The organism is Haloarcula amylolytica (genome assembly GCF_049705545.1).
Classification (GTDB): Archaea; Halobacteriota; Halobacteria; order Halobacteriales; family Haloarculaceae; genus Haloarcula; species Haloarcula amylolytica_B.
This window is the reverse complement of sequence record NZ_JBNAMU010000001.1, coordinates 1,220,371-1,233,564: the sequence shown is the minus strand read 5'-3', so window position 1 is coordinate 1,233,564 and position 13,194 is coordinate 1,220,371. Positions and strand designations below refer to the sequence as shown.

At 64.7% G+C, this 13,194-nt stretch carries 21 protein-coding genes; 12 read left to right on the top strand and 9 right to left on the bottom strand.

Annotated features, from left to right (window positions below; all coding sequences use genetic code 11):
* Nucleotides 1-77 precede the first annotated feature (77 nt).
* Together ACOZ4H_RS06555 and ACOZ4H_RS06550 are read right to left on the bottom strand one after the other, a co-directional pair.
* On the bottom strand, nt 78-683 hold the full coding sequence (locus ACOZ4H_RS06555; RefSeq protein WP_424330348.1) for a hypothetical protein: 606 nt from the start codon (nt 681-683) through the stop codon (nt 78-80).
* Nucleotides 684-700: 17 nt separating this feature from the next.
* A complete protein-coding gene (locus tag ACOZ4H_RS06550; protein WP_424328527.1) occupies nt 701-1,342 on the bottom strand; it encodes a hypothetical protein in 642 nt (213 codons plus the stop codon).
* Between the two features lie 75 nt (nt 1,343-1,417).
* Between ACOZ4H_RS06550 and ACOZ4H_RS06545 the strand changes: the two genes are divergently transcribed.
* Nucleotides 1,418-2,020 (top strand): metal-dependent hydrolase, encoded by a 603-nt coding sequence (locus tag ACOZ4H_RS06545; RefSeq protein ID WP_424328526.1) that lies wholly within the window; start codon nt 1,418-1,420, stop codon nt 2,018-2,020.
* Between the two features lie 24 nt (nt 2,021-2,044).
* On the opposite strand, the gene ACOZ4H_RS06540 is transcribed toward ACOZ4H_RS06545, so the two are convergent.
* From ACOZ4H_RS06540 to ACOZ4H_RS06530, 3 genes are all read right to left on the bottom strand, one after another.
* Nucleotides 2,045-2,296 (bottom strand): KEOPS complex subunit Pcc1, encoded by a 252-nt coding sequence (locus ACOZ4H_RS06540; RefSeq protein WP_424328525.1) that lies wholly within the window; start codon nt 2,294-2,296, stop codon nt 2,045-2,047.
* Nucleotides 2,297-2,386: 90 nt separating this feature from the next.
* A complete protein-coding gene (locus ACOZ4H_RS06535) occupies nt 2,387-2,521 on the bottom strand; it encodes a DNA-directed RNA polymerase subunit P (RefSeq protein WP_004517024.1) in 135 nt (44 codons plus the stop codon).
* A 26-nt stretch (nt 2,522-2,547) separates the two neighbouring features.
* Complete coding sequence (locus ACOZ4H_RS06530; protein ID WP_004591489.1) at nt 2,548-2,856, bottom strand: 50S ribosomal protein L37ae; 309 nt, start codon at nt 2,854-2,856, stop codon at nt 2,548-2,550.
* A gap of 75 nt (nt 2,857-2,931) precedes the next feature.
* On the opposite strand from ACOZ4H_RS06530, the gene ACOZ4H_RS06525 reads away from it, so the two are divergent.
* Genes ACOZ4H_RS06525 through ACOZ4H_RS06515 form a run of 3 tightly spaced genes read left to right on the top strand, consistent with a single transcriptional unit; the run spans nt 2,932 to nt 4,056 of the window.
* A complete protein-coding gene (locus ACOZ4H_RS06525; RefSeq protein WP_424328524.1) occupies nt 2,932-3,156 on the top strand; it encodes a hypothetical protein in 225 nt (74 codons plus the stop codon).
* A 36-nt stretch (nt 3,157-3,192) separates the two neighbouring features.
* Nucleotides 3,193-3,837, top strand: a complete 645-nt coding sequence (locus ACOZ4H_RS06520) for a hypothetical protein (protein WP_424328523.1) — start codon at nt 3,193-3,195, stop codon at nt 3,835-3,837.
* Between the two features lie 45 nt (nt 3,838-3,882).
* Nucleotides 3,883-4,056, top strand: a complete 174-nt coding sequence (locus tag ACOZ4H_RS06515; protein ID WP_424328522.1) for a hypothetical protein — start codon at nt 3,883-3,885, stop codon at nt 4,054-4,056.
* A gap of 137 nt (nt 4,057-4,193) precedes the next feature.
* On the opposite strand, the gene ACOZ4H_RS06510 is transcribed toward ACOZ4H_RS06515, so the two are convergent.
* A complete protein-coding gene (locus tag ACOZ4H_RS06510) occupies nt 4,194-4,922 on the bottom strand; it encodes a DUF2103 domain-containing protein (protein WP_424328521.1) in 729 nt (242 codons plus the stop codon).
* 62 nt (nt 4,923-4,984) lie between these two features.
* A complete protein-coding gene (locus tag ACOZ4H_RS06505; protein ID WP_424328520.1) occupies nt 4,985-5,821 on the bottom strand; it encodes a pantoate kinase in 837 nt (278 codons plus the stop codon).
* A gap of 159 nt (nt 5,822-5,980) precedes the next feature.
* Here ACOZ4H_RS06505 and ACOZ4H_RS06500 point away from each other — a divergent pair, with 159 nt between their 5' ends.
* The 4 genes from ACOZ4H_RS06500 to ACOZ4H_RS06485 all read left to right on the top strand — a co-directional run bounded on the left by ACOZ4H_RS06500 (nt 5,981) and on the right by ACOZ4H_RS06485 (nt 7,553).
* Complete coding sequence (locus ACOZ4H_RS06500; RefSeq protein WP_004517029.1) at nt 5,981-6,283, top strand: UPF0175 family protein; 303 nt, start codon at nt 5,981-5,983, stop codon at nt 6,281-6,283.
* Nucleotides 6,280-6,789, top strand: coding sequence for a hypothetical protein (locus ACOZ4H_RS06495; protein WP_424328519.1), 510 nt, complete (start codon nt 6,280-6,282; stop codon nt 6,787-6,789). The genes ACOZ4H_RS06500 and ACOZ4H_RS06495 overlap by 4 nt, the downstream gene beginning before the upstream one ends.
* Nucleotides 6,790-6,922: 133 nt before the next feature.
* On the top strand, nt 6,923-7,312 hold the full coding sequence (locus ACOZ4H_RS06490) for a prefoldin subunit beta (protein WP_004591484.1): 390 nt from the start codon (nt 6,923-6,925) through the stop codon (nt 7,310-7,312).
* 4 nt (nt 7,313-7,316) lie between these two features.
* Nucleotides 7,317-7,553: a hypothetical protein gene (locus ACOZ4H_RS06485; RefSeq protein WP_005537965.1), complete on the top strand. Its 237-nt coding sequence runs from the start codon at nt 7,317-7,319 to the stop codon at nt 7,551-7,553.
* A 53-nt stretch (nt 7,554-7,606) separates the two neighbouring features.
* Here the strand turns inward: ACOZ4H_RS06485 and ACOZ4H_RS06480 are convergent, their stop codons facing one another.
* Both ACOZ4H_RS06480 and ACOZ4H_RS06475 read right to left on the bottom strand, forming a co-directional pair.
* Entirely contained in the window at nt 7,607-7,933 is a 327-nt protein-coding gene (locus tag ACOZ4H_RS06480; RefSeq protein WP_424328518.1) for a hypothetical protein, read from the bottom strand.
* 79 nt (nt 7,934-8,012) lie between these two features.
* The gene (locus ACOZ4H_RS06475) at nt 8,013-8,561 is read right to left on the bottom strand and encodes a hypothetical protein (RefSeq protein ID WP_424328517.1); all 549 of its coding nucleotides are present in this window, start codon (nt 8,559-8,561) and stop codon (nt 8,013-8,015) included.
* Between the two features lie 316 nt (nt 8,562-8,877).
* On the opposite strand from ACOZ4H_RS06475, the gene ACOZ4H_RS06470 reads away from it, so the two are divergent.
* From ACOZ4H_RS06470 to ACOZ4H_RS06455, 4 genes are all read left to right on the top strand, one after another.
* Nucleotides 8,878-9,339: a bifunctional nuclease family protein gene (locus ACOZ4H_RS06470; protein ID WP_424328516.1), complete on the top strand. Its 462-nt coding sequence runs from the start codon at nt 8,878-8,880 to the stop codon at nt 9,337-9,339.
* 43 nt (nt 9,340-9,382) lie between these two features.
* Entirely contained in the window at nt 9,383-10,057 is a 675-nt protein-coding gene (locus tag ACOZ4H_RS06465; RefSeq protein ID WP_424328515.1) for an HAD family hydrolase, read from the top strand.
* A 90-nt stretch (nt 10,058-10,147) separates the two neighbouring features.
* A complete protein-coding gene (locus ACOZ4H_RS06460; RefSeq protein WP_424328514.1) occupies nt 10,148-12,601 on the top strand; it encodes a bacterio-opsin activator domain-containing protein in 2,454 nt (817 codons plus the stop codon).
* Nucleotides 12,602-12,775: 174 nt separating this feature from the next.
* Entirely contained in the window at nt 12,776-13,072 is a 297-nt protein-coding gene (locus ACOZ4H_RS06455; protein WP_424328513.1) for a HalOD1 output domain-containing protein, read from the top strand.
* Nucleotides 13,073-13,194 lie beyond the last annotated feature (122 nt).

Sequence of the window (13,194 nt, the reverse complement as noted above, 5' to 3'; positions counted from 1 at the left end):
CAACCGATGACGGACTGTGTCCAGCTACCACGCCCTCGCTGGCTGGCAGCCCGGCTTTCGGGTTCGGTGACCCGGTATCAGTCGACAACGAACAGCCGCTCTCGGAGGGTTTCAGCGACATCGGTGAGGTGGGCCTGTCCGAACACCGCGACCAGCAGCGCCCCGAGCGAGTTGAACATCGTGTCCCGAACCGTGTCGTCGAGGCCGTGTTGCGCCAGCGGCATCGTGACTCCCGTTTCGGTGGCGACGATATCGAGCGCGAACTCGAACAGTTCCCAGATCACGCCGAAGGAGAGCACGACGATGAAGATGTACACGAAGAAGACGCGCTTGGGGATGTGAATCGAATCGTTGTGGAGATCGATGGTCCGGGCCGTCGTGTACCCGAACGCGGCGATGAGCGAGGCTGACATCGCGTGGGTGAGGTGGTCCCACCAGCCGACCTGTCCGTAGAGCCCGGCCGAGCCGAGCGTGTGCAGGAACACCGCGGTCGTGATCCAGAGGGCGAGCCACGGGTCCAGGGCCAGATTGTAGTTCCGCCGCATCACCGCGGGGAGGAACGTGACGAGCAGGCCGATACCGCCGTTCGTGATCGGCTTCGGTTGGCCGGCGACGATGCCGTAGCCGACCAGCCCGAGCAAGACGAGTTGCATCGCGCGGGTGATCCGCCGCTGGTTTCGCATTGACGGCCGTGGCAGCCTCATCGCCACACCGTCCGTCGGATAGCGCGCCAGAGACGGCGGTCCCGCCGTCTGAAGTAGCCATCGAACAGGACGCCCGCGGCGAGTCCGGCGAGGGTGACGTACAGCCACTCGGTCATCAGCGCCTCGTTAGTCGTGAGATACGTCGTCCCGAGGTACTGGTCGGCGTTCCACCGGAACACCGTCCAGGCCGCCACTGCGGCGAGCGTCGTCAAAACGACGAGCCCAATGGCGAACCAGTGCGTGAGCGTGAGCTCGGTGAACATGTGAAGCTCAACGATGACGAGCAAGGCCAGCGCAGCGAGTGAGAGGTAGCTGGCGAAGGTGCCGACAGTGCCGCCGACGAGCCCGCGGGCCAAGACCGGGAGCAACGCGAGAACGAGCAACTCCCAGGGGAGCATCACGCGCCACTCGCGGAACGCTACCGGCGGCACGAGGACGACGAAGCCGACGACACTGACGAACAGTATCCACGGGTAATCAGCTTCGAGGACGCTTTCGACGAACACGGCCGTGAGAACCGCGACGAGCGCCCACGCGATGATTGCGTTGGTTCGCCCGTCACGAAAGAGCTTCTTGAACGTGTCCTCGAAGTCGATAGTCCCGAGACTACCGTCGGAACGGCCGGACCCATCGCTCATTGCAGTGAACTGCGGGACGACGGAGAATAAACCCAGCGACGTGTTTATACCGGCTACAGCCCCTTGTACAGGTATATGATGCTGCCGACGCATGCGATAGCGGGACTCGCCATCGCGACACCGCTGCTCGTCCTTGCGCCAGACCACGCCGCCGTAGCGCTCGCTGGCGGCCTCGTCGGTGGCGTCCTCCCCGACCTCGACCTGTACTCGGGCCATCGGCGCACGCTGCATTATCCCAGCGGGTACACCCTCGCGGTTCTCCCGGCTGCCGGCTTCGCCGCCATCCTCCAGACACCGCTGCTCATTGCGCTCACGTTCGTACTGATGGGCGCGGCCCTCCACTGCCGGATGGACCGGTACGGCGGCGGCCTCGAACTCCGCCCGTGGGAAGCTACCTCCGAGCGCGCCGTGTACGACCACGTCCGCGGGCGGTGGCGGCCGCCGAAGCGATGGATACAGTACGACGGTGCCCCGTCGGATGTGGGGCTGATGGTCCTCGTGGGTGCGCCGCTGTTCGTCGTTTTAGACGGACCCTTCCGGTGGGTCGTCGCCGCAGCCCTCGTCACCGGCGCGACGTACAGCCTCCTCCGTCGTCGCCTGGCAACTCTGGCGCCGGTCGTGTTCGGTACCGTCCCTGAGTCGATTGCGGCCCACGTCCCGGACCGCTACCGGCAGTAACGCTCGACTGACACGCCGCTTTCGTCACTTCCGCCCCGCCAGAGCGTCCTCGGCAACGCCACGCAGCGTCAGCCACGTGTTGATGCCGGCCCGCAGTGCAACGAGGTCAGACGCCTCGACAGTGAGTTCGACCCGCTGTCCGTCCCGACTGAGGCGCGCCGTCGTCCGGTCGCCCTCGATGTCGTCGATTTCAGGGCGGACGCTCCGAGCGATGGCGCGGGCCCGACCGGTGCTGTCGTACTCGGCGGTGAGGCGGGTCTGGTGTGGCGGAGTCATACTGTTCGAAATGAGTCGTCATCGTAGTAGTCCCCAGAAAAGCCGCGTTGCCGTGGCACAGGAGACTATCGGCCGCGTCACCGGACCGCCTCAGTTGACGTTGATCTCTTTGACGTCGGGCGACCGCTCCTTCAGCAGGACGCGGTGTCCGCAGTACGGGCAGCGAACGCCGCCGTACTCGTCCAGCGTCACGTCGCGCTTACAGCGTGAACACTTGTAGCTCATAGCTGAGAGATAGGGGTGGAGGTCCTTTACTCCTCGTCTTCGGACAGTGCGGCCCGAATGGAGCGTCGAACAGTCTTGCCGCCGGGCGTCTCCGGCTTGTAGCTGCCGCCGGTGAACTTGTAGTCACAGTAGCTGCACTGCCAGATGCCCGTCCCCTGGCGGTCGACACGGTCTTCGCCGCAGTTCGGACAGGCGTGGTCCTCGTTCATCTCCGATTCGATCTCCGCGACGCGGCGTCGGGACACGCGACCGTAGCGAGCGCCGAAACGGCCCGAGCTACCGGTCTTTCCGCTCTTGCTAGCCATAGTGGTCTGTTGTCCGCCGAGCGGCCACATAAGGCCTTCGAGATGCGGTCCGGTCGACCGACGGGCACAGGGATTAACAGGCTCCGTCGGCAACGGCCGACCGACATGGACGAGATACTCGACGTCATCGACCTCGTCGCGGACTCCGGCTTCGAGGGGATCGTCACGTGGCTCGTTCGACTCGTCGGTCTCGTCGCGCTACTGGGCGGCCTCGGTCTGTGGCTGTTCACGGACATGGGGCTGCTCGTCGTACCGGCGGTGCTGATACTCGTCGGCGTCGTCCTGCTCGTCGCCCCCAACATCCTCCTGCTGGCCGCCGAGATAGCCTAGGAAACTCCAAGGGGGAGACGGGCGAACCGCCGTTCGATGGCAGCGTTCGACGGACTCCGCAATCACCTCCAGCGGATCGCGCCGGCCACGAGCGGGCGGCTCACGGCCTTCGAGTTCCTGCTGTCGGGTGCAGCGGCCGGGCTGGTCGGCTGGGGCGGCACGCAGGCGATAACCTGGCTCGACCACGCCGACGGCGCGCTGCTGGCGACGGCCTTGTGGGCCGTCATACTCGGCGGCTTCGTCGGCCTGACGGTCCGTCACGCGCCCGACTCGGTCCGCTTTTCCGATGCGATGTTCGCCTGGGGAACCGTCAACACCGCCGCGATGGCGCTGACGGTCGGCGGCCTCCTCGGTGTCGTCCCCGAACAACTGGCGTTCTGGCACGCGTGGGTCGGCGCGACAGCTATCGGCTACTGCTGGACCGGCGGCGTCCTCGAAGGGGCTGGTCAGCCCGTGCGCGGACGTGGCTATCTTGGTGCGGGCGTTGTCGGCCTCGGTCTGCTAGCCGTCGGGGCCGTCGCGTTTCCGCCGATCGCCGCAACCGGATATCTCGCGCTCGCTGCGCTCCATGCGGGTCCGATGCTACTCGATGTGCAGACGGCGCTACCAGCTATCCACCGGACTGGTGCTGTCGGCGTCGCGGTGACCGCCGTGCTCGTTGCGGGCGTGGTAACTGCCTAACGCTGGGACCGACCGACTCTTGATTCACCATCATCAGGTTCCGGTATGGACATCTCACACCAAGACGTGTTCTGGGGGCTTGCGGCAGTGTTTCTGTTGTTCGGTGGCGGCTGGTTCCTCGTCTCGAATCAGCTACTGCTCGCCGCTTCGATGTTGTTGAACGGTGTCGTCGCCGTCGTCGTCTGGTGGTACACGCGGGGCCAGCCGGTGCAGGTCTGAGCCGCTAGGACAGAGACATTGCAGAAACTACGCGTTCGGTGCTCCCGTGTTGCTCTCCCCACCCAGTCTGTCGAAGGGCAGTACGTCCGGATTTGCGCAATCCCTCCGCGGGAAACAGCGGTCGAGCCGCCGGTCAGCTACTCCTGCAGTTCGGCTTCTCTGAGCGCCTCGTTCAGGTCGGCGCGAACGTGCTCGCCGAGTTCGCGGTCGCCGGCCGTCGTGACGACGCGATTCTCCTGTACGCTGGAGCCGTCGCGGATGAGTACCCGGACGTTGCCGTTGGCGTCGGCGCGGGTCGCCTTCGCCCGGACACCCGTCGGCGAGCTCGCGCCGCCGGCGTCGATTGGACCGGGGATGACCTTCTTGACGTGTGGGTGGCCGGCGACGGTCTGGATGACCCGCTGGCCCGACCGGCCGCCGATGAGCGTCGAGTGGCTCCCGCCGAGTTTCTCCGCGGGCGCGGCGTCGACCACTTCCAGGGCGGGCTCGCCCTGGCGGTCGATAACCCGCTGGACCGGGTCGTCGCCCTCGACGCGGAAGAACTCGTAGTGCAGTTGCGGGCGGACGGCGGCGATGACGTCGCGGTCGCCCGTGACGTACACCTCCTCGGGCCGCTTGCGCCGCACCTCGTCGGCGACGAGGCCGGCGAAGTTGCGGAGTTCGACGACGACAGTTTCATCGCTCCCATCGCCCTCCGGCGTTGTCGTCACCGTACGCTGGCCCACGACTGAGCCGTCCAGCAGCGAGGTCACCGTCGCCCGCTCGCGGTCGAGTTCGAGGACGACGGCGTCCGTATTGGCAGTGTGACAGACCAGGCAGTAATCGCCCGGTCGGTCGAGCGGCGTGGCACACTGCCGACAGTCCATAGCTGTGGCTACGGGTCCGCGCTGATAAGGAAGCCGGTTCGCCGGTTTCGCGACAGTTGGCGTCAGCCCTCGACTTCAATGGTCGCGCCGGGTGGGTAGATCGCGCAAACGTCGGCGTCATAGCCCGCATCGGAGAGGCCGGTCCCGAGCGCGAATACGGTCTCGCCGAGCATCGCCATCGCGGCGTCCCCGCCGGCTTCGGCCACGTCGTCGATGACGCCTTTCACCGCCGGCGTCAGCAGGTCCGCCTCGCGGGAGAACTGCCGGGAGGCCTGCACGAACGTCGACAGCGTCGGCTCCTTCACGACAGTTGAGAGCGCGCGCTCGCCGGCGGTCGTCAGGGTATCCGTGTCGCCGCCGACCACGTCCGCCGTCGATAGCTCGCCGAGCGTGACATACTCGACGCGGCTGCGGGCTGGGATGGCGTCGAGGTAGTTGAACTGCGGCCCGCCGGGTTCGAGTCGGAGCGGCACACCGCCGCGGGCCTGCGCGACAACGTCGCCGAGCCCGGAGCCGGCCTGGACCTCCGCGCCGTGGGCGATGGTCACCAGTTCGTTGTACGAGAGCCCGTGGCCGAAGACGGCGTTGGCCGCCAGCGCAGTGCCGAGCGCCAGCCCGCCGGAGACACCGAACCCGGACCCCAGCGGGAGCGGCGTCTCGGCGGTGACGGTGGCAGTGGTTCGCAGCGCGTCCAGCACTCGTTCGACGGCCTCGACCTCGATTTTCTCGTCGTTCAGCGTCACCTCGGTCTCCGCGCCGCGGCTGACGGTGACGGCAACGCCGTCAGACAGGGCCAGCCCGCCCCCGCGAGAGCCGGTCTCGACCGGGTCATCGCCCCGGTCAACGGTAAAAAAGCCAGTGATGTGGCCGGGAACGAACGCGTGTGCTTCGTCGCTCATTGCCTCCCCGTGGGACTCGGTGGCGTTAAGGATTGGTGGTCGGCCGGTCCGTCCTCACTGGCTGGCGGGCGTTCTCTCCGCTCGGAGCTTCAGGTCAACCGACAGGCGCTTCTCCGACCCGTAGTTTGATGTGTGTTTACACGAGATGACTGTGAAAACATGCCGACAATCAGCGCGCGGCTCCCGAGCGAAGAGAAAGACGAACTGGACGACGTAGCCGAACTGCTCTCCGAGGACCGGTCGACCACGATTCGGAAAGCCCTGCGGGAGGGACTGGAAACGCTCCGGCTTCGGGTCGCCGTCGAGCAGTACCAGTCCGGCGACGTGTCGGCGGCCGAAGCCGCACAGCTTGCGGACCTCTCCATCGCCGAGTGGCTCGACGTGGCCCGCGAGCGAAACCTGACGACGCAGCTTGAGCTATCCGACTTGGAGCTCGACGCCGACACGGCCGCGGAGCTATGACCCGCATCTACGTCGGGCCGACGTCGCTGTACTCGCTGGGCCAGGTGGGGGAACTGTCGCTGCTGGACGCGTTCGACGGCGACATCGTCATTCCCGAGCCCGTCATCGACGATGTCCAGGTCGAACCGACCGCGACGAACCTGACGGAGTACCGCGAGAACGGCATCGACACTGGCGTCGACGAGGCCCACGTCGACCAGGCCGAGTCACTGCTGGGCGAAAAAGACCTGGGGGCCGCTGTGACAGTGCTCGCCGGCGTGTTAGCCCACCGCGACAGCGACGACCGCTCCGCCGTGGCTGTCGTCTCCGAGGATCGTACTGTCCGCCGGATGGCACAGGGGCTGGGGGCGGAAGTGACGAGCAGTTTCGGCGTCGTGGTCCGGGCCGCTATCGAGGACAAGTACCTCAAACCGACCCAGGCGAAGCGGATCGTCAGGCGGATCGATCAACACGGGATGCACCTGACCGGGGAGTTGCGGGAGCGGGCAGTCGGAGAAGTCGCGTAGGTCTGAGAGGATTGTGCGGGAATGGCTTTCAGCGCCGTGTTTCGGACATGGCGGCCCATGGAGCAGCCCTCAGCTGTCCGGCTGCTGAACTTGAAAGCGTGGGTTTAACAGTGCGGCCCCCAACTCTGGAGGTATGCAGGGTAATCTTCCGCCTGAAGCACAGGAGAAGCTCGAGGAACTGCAGGACCTTCAGCAGACAGCACAGCAGGTCGCCGCACAGAAACAGCAGGCCGAGACAGAGCTCCAGGAGTCCCAGACGGCTCTGGACGAGCTCGACGACATCGACGAGGACTCGACCATGTACCGCGAGGTCGGCGAACTCCTCGTGAAGACCGAGTTCGACGAGGCGCAGGATGACCTCGAAGAGAAGGTCAACAGCCTCGAAGTCCGCGTCGAGACGCTCGAAAAGCAGGAAGAGCGCGTGCAGGAGCAGTTCGAAGAGCTCCAGAGCGAGCTCCAGCAGATGCTCGGCGGCGCGGGCGGCGCGGGTCCGGCCGGCGGTCCCGGCGCTGGCGGCGCATAAGGCGATGCCGACAGACGATGAGGTCGTCGAGACAGCCTCGACCGCAGCCGAAGACGTTGTCTTCTCGCGATACGATGTCAGCGCGGTCGAGGACCTCGACGTGACTGTCACCTTCGAAGACGGCGTACTAGACGTCGACGTGTACGTCAACGCGCCCGACAGTCGTCAAGACGAGGCACAGGTCGCGGACGACGCTGCCCTTGCCGCACGGGCCGCCGTCGACGACCTGTTCGAAGAATAGGGACCCGCAACGGAGCGGGCAGTCACTCGGTGTTCTACCGACGCCGCGACCCGTCAGTCGTGGCTGTCAACGGCTGGGTCCCCGGTCCGGTCGCTCGCGAACCCGGTTCGGAACGCAATCCAGCCGAGCACTGAGACGAACAGTATCGGCGGGAGAATCATGAACCCCCATAGCGGGTCCAGTCCCCAGCCAAGTAGCAGGGCCAGGTCGAACAGCCCGATAGCGAGAAACGGCGAGACGAACAGGAGAGCTCGCTTCCGGTTCATCCCGCCCGACGATTCCGACGCCGACGAGTCCTCGTCACCTGCAAGTAGGTCCGCAGTCGTGCGGTCACGGGTTCCATCGTCAGCGTGGACGTTGGACTCGGCGGTGTCATCCATACCCATCACTCGGAGTTCAGCAAGCAAAAAAACCGCGCTTGGTCAGTCGGTCGGGGGAGAGCCGTCAGGTCAGAGGGGATTACGCGTCGCTACCGTCGCCTTCGTCTTCAGTGGACTGTTCGTCGTCCGCATCGGTCTCGTCAGTGGAATCCTCGTTCGCATCCGCGTCGTCAGTGGACTCCTCGTCGGCGTCGTCCGCGTCAGCGTCCTCGGACGCCGATTCGGTTTCGTTCTCGGCCGCATCGCTCCCGTCACCGGGAGTCAGGTCGCTGATCTGTGCGCCCAGGTCACCCGTGAGTTCGCCAGCCTGTTTCTGCCCGATGAGCGTGTGGATCTCGCTGACGAAGTCAGGGACCTGTCCGGGGAGGTCCGACGGCGGGCCGCGCTGGTCGCCTGCCTGACCGGCGTCAGCCGGCGGGCCGCGGCGGTCAGCTGCCTCGGCAGCGCCGCCAGATTCGTTTTCGTCTCCGCTCGCTGTTTCGTTCGCTGCCTGCTCGGCCGCGTCGTTCGCCTGTGCGTTGTCCGCGTGGTCATCAGCCTGTGCGCCTGCTGCGCCGGGGAGTGCCGCCGCCGAGCCCGTGATGACGAGCACGGCAAGCAGGCCGCCGGCAATCGTAGTGAGTTTCATTGTGATCGTTGCCTCCGCTCGTCTCTCTGTCCCAGTGGCATATGAAGGGGGCAAGCCGAAAAGACGAATTAAGCCGAATTCACTCGAATTGAACGTTCTATCGTCCGTTTTAATTCGGTTTAATCCCGATTCAGGGTGGACTCGACGCCCCACCGCATCAAGTCTGGACTGCTGGGCAGGATGGCTGGCGTGCGCGTCGCGCAGTCGGTTAGATTGACGAGGACGGAGCCGGAGTCGGCCAGACGATAGCGGACGGGATAGACCCCTGAAACCGCCCCGGGGTAGCTTTTCATACCCGCGAACCCAACACTGGTCCATGGAACACGATGCCACGGTCGAAGGGGTCGGCGTCGGCGTCAACGAGGAGGGGGGCGGCACGCCGGTCGTCCTGCTCCGTGCACGCGAGGAGATCGTCCCCATCTTCGTCAGCAAGGACCAGGCCCAGTCGATGCAACTGGCGATGGCCGGCGAGCCCTTCGAGCGCCCGCTCACTCACGACCTGCTGGTCGAGATGGTGACGGAGTTCGGGGGGGCCATCGACCGGGTCCGTATCGACGACCTGGCCGACGGGACCTTCTACGGAAAAATTGACGCGGAGCAGTACACCGACGACCGGCGCAAGGACATGGTGTTCGACGCCCGCCCCTCGGATGCCATTGCGATTGCCCTTCGGGTGGATTGTCCGGTCGTCGTAACCGACGACGTCATCGACGAGGCCGGGCGACCGCCGGAACAGTTCGACCAAGGCGGGAGCGGAAGCGAAGACCTCGGGCTGTGAGAACGCGAAACCTTTCTGCGTCTGTCCGCCCTTAGTGCCGTTGATGGGCTACGAATCGGTCATCTTCGACAACGACGGCGTGTTGCTGACGCTGACTGACATGGACGCACACTACGTCGGCGCGCGCCGTGCCTTCGAGGAACTCGGCGTAGTTTCGCCGTCGACAGCCCACGTCGAGGCCATGAGTATCGGCGTGACTGTGCCCGAACTCACCGACATCTGTACCCAGTACGACATCGATCCCGAGCGGTTCTTCCGGGCTCGTGACGAGGCGCTGACCGCGGTCCAGCGGTCGCTTATCCGGGCCGGCGAGAAACGGCCATACGGCGACGTATCCATGCTCGGTCGACTGGACTGTCCGCTGGGCGTGGTCTCATCGAATCAACGGGACACCGTGGCGTTCGCGTTCGAGCACTTCGACATCGGCCACTACTTCGACAGCGTCTGGGCTCGTGAACCAACCGTGGTGAGCCTCCGCCGGAAGAAACCACGGCCGTACTACATCGAACGGGCGATGAGAGATCTCGGCGTCAGTGACGCCCTGTTTGTCGGCGACAACGAGTCTGATATCAAGGCGGCACACCGGGCCGGAATCGATTCGGCGTTCATCCGGCGACCACACCGGGTCGACACTCAGCTCGACGTGACCCCGGACTACGATGTGTCTGGCCTCGAAGACGTAGTTCGAATCGCCGGTCGGCGCAGCGGGAGCGACTGAGCCGTATCCGAACCCAACGGATACGCAGTCATCGCGTTCTGGTACGTATACTGAAAGCAACCTTTCCCATGGCAAGTGCCGTGAAACGGTATGGAGAAGCCGGTCGGTGGAACGGACGAGAACGAACAAGCGGCACGTGACACACCGGCACAGCAGTCTCCCCCTGTGCTGTTGGAGACTCTCGCCGCGCGAATGCCCGAGCCAGTGGTCGTTACCGCCGCTGACGGGGAGATACGGACCGGGAACGATCACCTCTGTGATCTCCTCGACTCGGACCCAGCGGACGTGTTTGGGAGCTCGATAGCTGAGTTCTTCCCGGGATTGAGTGATGTTGACCTCAGAGCCCACTGCAGTCAGTCAGCCGGAGTCCCGGTAACGTCGTCGTGTTCCGTCGGCGACACGGAGCGGTGGGTGGAAATCGCTTTCGAGCCCCAGCAGTGGGACGACGAGGAGTTGTATCTCGGTATCGTCCACGATATCACGGAGCGCCACGAGCGGACGGAGATGCTCGAGCAGTACGAGCGCATCGTCGAGACCATCGAGGACGGCATCTACACGCTCGACGAGTCGTTCACGATGCAGACGGTCAACAGCGCCGTCGAGTCGATGACCGGCTACGACAAGGACACGTTGGTCGGGTCGAACGCGACGCTGCTGGCGGACGAATCGGTCATCGAGGAGGCCGCGGAGATGTCGCGGCAGTTCATCGAGGGCGAACGTGACGTAGGGACGTTGACAACGGACCTCAGAACGGCTGACGGGGACACGCTCCCGATCGAGACCAAGTTCACGACCTACGACCGCAAAGACGGGAGCTACCGGCAGGTCGGCGTCGTTCGGGACATCTCGGACCGGAAGCGGTTCGAGGAGACGCTCGCGGCGCTGCACGAGTCGACCAGGAAACTGCTTCACACGGAAACCAAGACAGCCGTGGCCGAGCAGATACTAGAGACGGCCGTCGACGTGCTGGAACTCCCCGACGTGGAGATCTACCTGTTCGACCGAAGCGACAACACCCTCCGCAGTGTCGGCGACGCCGAAGCGGACCGAAGCGCGTCGGTCGGGCCGGGCCAGAGCACAGTGTGGGACGTGTTCGTGCAGGACAGCGCCGTCGAGGTCGCCCCCGGCGAGAGCATCGACCTCGGAGCGGGACCGGTCACGGCGGACGCGAAGCGGCTCTGCCTCCCGCTCGAAGACCACGGCGTGTTCTACATCGAACTGGGCGAGCAGCACAGCGACGCCAGGACCCGGGAGATGGTGGACCTGCTCGCCGCCAGCGCGGAAGCCGCGCTCGCGCGCGTCGACCGCGAAACGACGCTCCGCGAACGCGAGGCCGAGCGCCGCGAACAGAACCGCGAACTGCGGCGGCTCAAGCAAGTCAACGCGATCATCCGTCGTATCGATCAGGTGCTCGTCGAAGCGGAGACCACCGAAGAGATCGAGCAAGCGGTGTGTGACCAGTTGGCCGAATCCCAGTGGTTCTCCTTCGCCTGGATCGGTCGACAAGATGCGACGGAACTCGTCCCCAGAGCGTGGGCGGGCGACACCGCCAGCTATCTCGACGCCATCTCGCTGTCGCTGGAACGCGAGGGCGGACCGCCGGCCGTCCAGACTGCACAGTCCGAAGCGATGACTATCGTCCCGTCAGTGGCTGATAACCTCCGGGGCGACCACTGGCGGACGGAAGCACTCTCCCGTGAGTTCCAGTCGGCGCTCAGCATCCCGCTCGAATACGACGACTTCGTCTACGGCGTCCTGACGGTGTACGCCGAGCAGGAAGACGGGTTCGACGAGATGCTTCAGGAGGTGTTCGCCGAACTCGGTGAGACCATCGCGAACGCGATACGGGAAGTCGAATCCCGACAGCGACGGGCCGGCGACGGCACTGTCGAACTCGAACTATCACTGTCAGCCCCACAGTCGTTCCTGACCCACCTCTCGGACCGAGTCGGTGTCCCGGTTGTGTGTGAGGGGGCCGTACAGCGGAGCGACGGTACGATCCGTCTCTTCCTCGCTATCTCGGACTGTGACCCGGCTGTCGTCGAGGAGCAGGTGCTGTCGATGGCTCGTGTCGACACCGCACGGGCAATCTCGACCGACCAGTTGGACGGGCTCTACGAGGTTGTCGTGACGGGCCAGACCGTCGCGGAGACGCTACTGGAACGGGGCGGGCGGTTGAAATCGATTCGAACGTCGACAGGCGGACTCACCGTGACAGTCGTCGTCTCGGGTGAAACTGATGTCCGACAGTTCGTCGAACAACTCGGCGAGCGCTACGCGAACGTCAAGCTGATCGCGCGCCGTGACGGTACGCGTTCCGACGGTCAGCGGGATAATACAGTCCGGTCGGCACTGGAGGAGCAACTCACCGATAGACAGCTCGAAGTACTCCAGACGGCGTATCTGAGTGGCTTTTTCGACTGGCCCCGGGAGACGACTGGCCAGGAAATCGCGTCCAGTCTGGACGTGTCACAGCCAACGGTCAACCGGCACCTCCGCGTCAGCGAGCGAAAGCTGCTCGAACTCGTGTTCGGCGATAGCTGATCGGCTGTAATTCTACAGAGAGTGTCGCCACCCGGCGGTGGCGAATATCTTGCAATAGTTACAACCAACAGCATGAGTCGTCGCTATACTGTTAGTGGCCCATCCGACGGGCTGTATCTGTATAGCCACAATCACCTTTTCAATCACCCGTCAAGGGACAAACAGCGACGAACAATGTCCCAGGCAAAACTGGTCTACAGACCAACCCCCAACGAACCGCTGAGCGAAACCATCGTACACGCCGTGGCCGACACGCTGGGTATCGACCCTGTCGACCTCGACGACCGAATCAGTGATTGTATCGACCCTGATGCGCTGGACCGACTGTTCCGTCCCGATACGGACGGCAAGGATCCTGACGGGCTAGTCGTGTTCAGTATGGCCGGCTGTCGTATCGAAGTCGAGGGGAACCGTTCGGTGCTGGTGACACCGTCCCGTGACGTCTCGGTGGCAACTGGGCTCGAAGCGTAATTCGGCTCTGTGTGCGGCTGTTCTGCTAACACTGTCTGACCTTATTTAGAAGGGTCACTGCCGCTTGCGGAGGAGTTATTGTTACCTTATTTTCCTCTCTCGTTTAGGTATCGGCCGTAAAT

Excerpts from the sequence above, each read along its gene's own strand:
- ACOZ4H_RS06500 (WP_004517029.1), top strand. The coding sequence starts at position 5,981 with ATGCCGACAATCAGCGCGCGGCTCCCGAGCGAAGAGAAAGACGAACTG.
- ACOZ4H_RS06485 (WP_005537965.1), top strand. The coding sequence starts at position 7,317 with ATGCCGACAGACGATGAGGTCGTCGAGACAGCCTCGACCGCAGCCGAA.
- ACOZ4H_RS06510 (WP_424328521.1), bottom strand. The coding sequence starts at position 4,922 with ATGGACTGTCGGCAGTGTGCCACGCCGCTCGACCGACCGGGCGATTAC.
- ACOZ4H_RS06535 (WP_004517024.1), bottom strand. The coding sequence starts at position 2,521 with ATGAGCTACAAGTGTTCACGCTGTAAGCGCGACGTGACGCTGGACGAG.
- ACOZ4H_RS06530 (WP_004591489.1), bottom strand. The coding sequence starts at position 2,856 with ATGTGGCCGCTCGGCGGACAACAGACCACTATGGCTAGCAAGAGCGGA.
- ACOZ4H_RS06550 (WP_424328527.1), bottom strand. The coding sequence starts at position 1,342 with ATGAGCGATGGGTCCGGCCGTTCCGACGGTAGTCTCGGGACTATCGAC.
- ACOZ4H_RS06490 (WP_004591484.1), top strand. The coding sequence starts at position 6,923 with ATGCAGGGTAATCTTCCGCCTGAAGCACAGGAGAAGCTCGAGGAACTG.
- ACOZ4H_RS06545 (WP_424328526.1), top strand. The coding sequence starts at position 1,418 with ATGATGCTGCCGACGCATGCGATAGCGGGACTCGCCATCGCGACACCG.
- ACOZ4H_RS06515 (WP_424328522.1), top strand. The coding sequence starts at position 3,883 with ATGGACATCTCACACCAAGACGTGTTCTGGGGGCTTGCGGCAGTGTTT.
- ACOZ4H_RS06470 (WP_424328516.1), top strand. The coding sequence starts at position 8,878 with ATGGAACACGATGCCACGGTCGAAGGGGTCGGCGTCGGCGTCAACGAG.
- ACOZ4H_RS06480 (WP_424328518.1), bottom strand. The coding sequence starts at position 7,933 with ATGGATGACACCGCCGAGTCCAACGTCCACGCTGACGATGGAACCCGT.
- ACOZ4H_RS06455 (WP_424328513.1), top strand. The coding sequence starts at position 12,776 with ATGTCCCAGGCAAAACTGGTCTACAGACCAACCCCCAACGAACCGCTG.
- ACOZ4H_RS06495 (WP_424328519.1), top strand. The coding sequence starts at position 6,280 with ATGACCCGCATCTACGTCGGGCCGACGTCGCTGTACTCGCTGGGCCAG.
- ACOZ4H_RS06520 (WP_424328523.1), top strand. The coding sequence starts at position 3,193 with ATGGCAGCGTTCGACGGACTCCGCAATCACCTCCAGCGGATCGCGCCG.
- ACOZ4H_RS06465 (WP_424328515.1), top strand. The coding sequence starts at position 9,383 with ATGGGCTACGAATCGGTCATCTTCGACAACGACGGCGTGTTGCTGACG.
- ACOZ4H_RS06475 (WP_424328517.1), bottom strand. The coding sequence starts at position 8,561 with ATGAAACTCACTACGATTGCCGGCGGCCTGCTTGCCGTGCTCGTCATC.
- ACOZ4H_RS06505 (WP_424328520.1), bottom strand. The coding sequence starts at position 5,821 with ATGAGCGACGAAGCACACGCGTTCGTTCCCGGCCACATCACTGGCTTT.
- ACOZ4H_RS06555 (WP_424330348.1), bottom strand. The coding sequence starts at position 683 with ATGCGAAACCAGCGGCGGATCACCCGCGCGATGCAACTCGTCTTGCTC.
- ACOZ4H_RS06460 (WP_424328514.1), top strand. The coding sequence starts at position 10,148 with ATGGAGAAGCCGGTCGGTGGAACGGACGAGAACGAACAAGCGGCACGT.
- ACOZ4H_RS06540 (WP_424328525.1), bottom strand. The coding sequence starts at position 2,296 with ATGACTCCGCCACACCAGACCCGCCTCACCGCCGAGTACGACAGCACC.
- ACOZ4H_RS06525 (WP_424328524.1), top strand. The coding sequence starts at position 2,932 with ATGGACGAGATACTCGACGTCATCGACCTCGTCGCGGACTCCGGCTTC.